The organism is Parvibaculum sp., from assembly GCF_039973015.1.
GTDB lineage: Bacteria > Pseudomonadota > Alphaproteobacteria > Parvibaculales > Parvibaculaceae > Parvibaculum.
Genome location: NZ_JBDWLT010000009.1, coordinates 325,001 through 327,267, shown reverse-complemented (window position 1 = coordinate 327,267; position 2,267 = coordinate 325,001). Strand labels below are relative to the sequence as shown.

Annotated in this window: 1 tRNA gene and 1 rRNA gene; both read right to left on the bottom strand. The window is 55.1% G+C overall.

Annotation, left to right across the window (positions count from 1 at the left end):
• Positions 1-1,814 (bottom strand): 23S ribosomal RNA (locus tag ABJO61_RS11195); the annotation flags it as partial.
• A gap of 364 nt (positions 1,815-2,178) precedes the next feature.
• Positions 2,179-2,254: transfer RNA gene (locus ABJO61_RS11190), tRNA-Ala, on the bottom strand.
• Positions 2,255-2,267: the final 13 nt, after the last annotated feature.

Sequence of the window (2,267 nt, the reverse complement as noted above, 5' to 3'; positions counted from 1 at the left end):
GGTCGGAACTTACCCGACAAGGAATTTCGCTACCTTAGGACCGTTATAGTTACGGCCGCCGTTTACCGGGGCTTCGATTCAAAGCTTGCACCTCTCCTCTTAACCTTCCGGCACCGGGCAGGCGTCAGACCCTATACGTCGCCTTGCGGCTTCGCAGAGCCCTGTGTTTTTAGTAAACAGTCGCTACCCCCTGGTCTGTGCCCCCCACACCTGGTTGCCCAAGCATGGGGCCTCCTTCTCCCGAAGTTACGGAGGCAATTTGCCGAGTTCCTTCAGCATCGTTCTCTCAAGCGCCTTGGTATGCTCTACCAGTCCACCTGTGTCGGTTTAGGGTACGGTCTAATGTGGGAGCTATTTCCTGGAACTCCTACGCGGCCAGGACAATCCAATAAGCCCTGACAACTTTCGGCGTTCGTCACTTCCCACTGGCCCACGAATATTAACGTGGTTCCCATCGACTACGGCTTTCGCCCTCGCCTTAGGGGCCGGCTAACCCTGCGCAGATTAACTTTACGCAGGAACCCTTGGACTTTCGGCGACAGTGTCTCTCACACTGTTTGTCGTTACTCATGTCAGCATTCTCACTTCCGATACCTCCAGGTGCTCTCACGAGTCACCCTTCACAGGCTTACGGAACGCTCCGCTACCGCGCATGCAAGCATGCACCCGCGTCTTCGGTATGTGGCTTTAGCCCCGGTACATTTTCGGCGCAGGGCCCCTTATTTAGACCAGTGAGCTGTTACGCTTTCTTTAAAGGATGGCTGCTTCTAAGCCAACCTCCTGGTTGTTTTGGGGACCCCACATCCTTTCCCACTTAGCCACAATTTAGGGACCTTAGACGGCGGTCAGGGTTTTTTCCCTCTCCACCACGGACGTTAGCACCCATGGTGTGTCTGCCGGGTAGTACTTCCAGGTATTCGGAGTTTGGTTAGGTTTGGTAATCCGGTAAGGACCCCTAGCCCATCCAGTGCTCTACCCCCTGGAGTATTCGCCCGACGCTCTACCTAAATAGATTTCGCGGAGAACCAGCTATTTCCGAGTTTGATTGGCCTTTCACCCCTAGCCACAAGTCATCCCCGTCTTTTTCAACAGACGTGGGTTCGGCCCTCCAGTAAGTGTTACCTTACCTTCAGCCTGCTCATGGCTAGATCACTCGGTTTCGGGTCTAATCCGACGAACTGAACGCCCTGTTCAGACTCGCTTTCGCTTCGCTTACACCTATCGGCTTAGGCTTGCTCGCCAGATTAAGTCGCTGACCCATTATACAAAAGGTACGCTGTCACCCTTGCGGGCTCCAACTGTTTGTAGGTATCCGGTTTCAGGAACTGTTTCACTCCCCTCGTCGGGGTGCTTTTCACCTTTCCCTCACGGTACTTGTGCACTATCGGTCGCGCAGGAGTACTTAGGCTTGGAGGGTGGTCCCCCCATGTTCAGACAGGATTTCACGTGTCCCGCCCTACTCGTATCCTCATGCCTTCAACACCTGTACGGGGCTATCACCCGCTGAGGCCCGACTTTCCAGACGGTTCCAGTTAGAAGACTTGAGGCATTGGCCTAGTCCGCGTTCGCTCGCCACTACTAGCGGAGTCTCGGTTGATGTCCTTTCCTCCGGGTACTGAGATGTTTCAGTTCCCCGGGTTCGCTTCGCCACCCTATGTATTCAGGTGACGATACCCTTGCGGGTGGGTTGCCCCATTCGGAAATCCACGGATCAAAGCTTGCTCACAGCTCCCCATGGCTTATCGCAGCGTGCCACGTCCTTCATCGCCTCTGCGCGCCAAGGCATCCACCAGATACCCTTAAGACGCTTGATTACTCTCATTATCACTACTCACTCCCTACAGCCGAAGCCGAAGAGAATGGCGGTGAGTGATAACGAAAAGACCAGACAATCATTCGATTTACCCGACCACGAAACTTCAATTGTATTAAGTGTCTGTGGGTCGAAGTTCGCCGCAGGACTCTCACGTGCATGAGAGCACCCCTGCGAACCAGCGAAACCAGTCACCCATCCAGCCGAAGCTGTCTGGTGCGACCGGCCGGCTACGCCGGCATCGGGCAAATCCCTTCTTCACGATGTAAATGAACCGGACATGCGATCTGGAGATCACATGCCGAATCTTTGACTGGACGAGACGGCCGCTGCCGGCACCTCAACGCTGCACTGTAAATGCGCCTTGGTGGAGCCGGACGGGATCGAACCGACGACCTCAAGCTTGCAAAGCTAGCGCTCTCCCAACTGAGCTACGGCCCCGAAAAGGCTGCGG